The organism is Prolinoborus fasciculus (genome assembly GCF_056724605.1).
Map to the genome: position 1 here is coordinate 1 of NZ_JBWZQN010000133.1, position 1421 is coordinate 1421.

Consider the following 1421-nt stretch of genomic DNA (forward strand, 5'->3'; position numbering starts at 1 on the left):
CACGTATTTATCTACGAGCTTCAACTAAAGATCAAGATGCAAAAAGGGCTTTGCAGATTCTTCAGGATCTAAACCAAAACTTGAATTTGGGTGAAACCATTGTGTACGTGGAAAACTATAGTGGTACAAAGCTAGATCGACCTGAATTGAATAAGCTACTGTCAGAAGCAAATCAAGATGACACTTTGTTGGTTGAAAGTATTGACCGCTTATCACGCCTAACCCAAAGGGATTTTCAAGAGCTGAAGCGTAGGATCCAGGAAAAGGGTCTTCGTTTAGTCGTGGCAGATCTTCCTACTACCTACCAAATGATTCAAACCAGTGACAGTATTACTCATTCAATCCTGGAGCTCATCAACAATATGCTGATTGATCTCCTAGCAACGATGGCTCGTCTGGATAATGAGAAACGCATAGAACGTATTAAGCAGGGCCTGGCACGTTCGGGTTACAAGCCCACAGGTAAGAAGGCAAATGAGGCTAAACATAAACGCATAAAAGAACTGCTGGTGGCTGGAAATATGACTAAGGAAGAAATTGCCAAAGCAGTGAGTTGTGGAGTTGCAACTGTTTATCGAGTTGCTAAAGTCATTTAAAAGGAACTTGTATCAGTGCTTCCCTTATGTCATATCTATTTGTAAACCCATTTAACATACCAGAATAATTTGGTCAGGAATGGTATAAAAATTTATAAAGATTGATATAAGGAAAATTTGAGCATGAAGATTCAGACCTGTATTTTAGTATTCAGCTCATTTTTTCTAAATGGCTGTTTTTTCGATACTAATGAAAAGTATACCAGCAACAATAAATCTGATATTGATCCATCAGTATCTGCTGAAAAGACTAATATCAAACCTCTAAAAAGTGACTATAAGCAATTTTTTATTTTAGCTAGAGATGTAAGGTTTGATCCAAATCTAGCTCAACTAGAAGCCATCTTTCAAGGAAATTTAACCCTTCATAATAACTGTTTATCCATCATAGTCAGAGGTGATAGAGAAACTCTACATACTCTAGTCATACCTAAACAATATGAGGTCTTTTCTGATAATTATAATAAGGTGATAGGTCTAAAAGATATTAAATCCAAAGAGGTTTATAGATTAGGTGAGAATTTACAGTTTTTAGGAATCGCTTTTGATGATGAAAAAATGAAGTTAAGTGAAAAATTACCTAGTTATTGTTCACCAAGACTGGCTTTACCTGGAGGTATTGAAAAATTATAAAAATAATTTATTCGAAATTTAGATTCTATAGACTTAAAAATTATTCATGAATGAGGCTTAATCTTGGCGAATTCAAACATGAGGTGCGACAGTTTGAAAAGTCTTATGATAATCAACAAGCTGAGCAAATTTCTCTAATGGTGTAAGCCAATCTAACGCTTTTCTAGGACGAGTATTCAGTGACATGGCAAC

At 35.4% G+C, this 1421-nt stretch carries 2 protein-coding genes and 1 pseudogene; 2 read left to right on the forward strand and 1 reads right to left on the reverse strand.

Annotated features, from left to right (window positions below; genetic code table 11):
• Together AC1P5O_RS16540 and AC1P5O_RS16545 are read left to right on the forward strand one after the other, a co-directional pair.
• Positions 1–596 (forward strand): recombinase family protein (locus AC1P5O_RS16540; protein WP_499006414.1); only part of this gene is annotated, 596 nt, incomplete at its 5' end.
• Positions 597–719: 123 nt separating this feature from the next.
• Positions 720–1229, forward strand: coding sequence for a hypothetical protein (locus AC1P5O_RS16545; protein ID WP_243475530.1), 510 nt, complete (start codon positions 720–722; stop codon positions 1227–1229).
• A 72-nt stretch (positions 1230–1301) separates the two neighbouring features.
• Here the strand turns inward: AC1P5O_RS16545 and AC1P5O_RS16550 are convergent.
• A pseudogene (locus tag AC1P5O_RS16550) lies at positions 1302–1421 on the reverse strand (IS30 family transposase); the annotation flags it as partial.

Bases quoted from the DNA above. Each gene is read 5' to 3' on its own strand.
- AC1P5O_RS16545 (WP_243475530.1), top strand. From the start codon at position 720: ATGAAGATTCAGACCTGTATTTTAGTATTCAGCTCATTTTTTCTAAAT.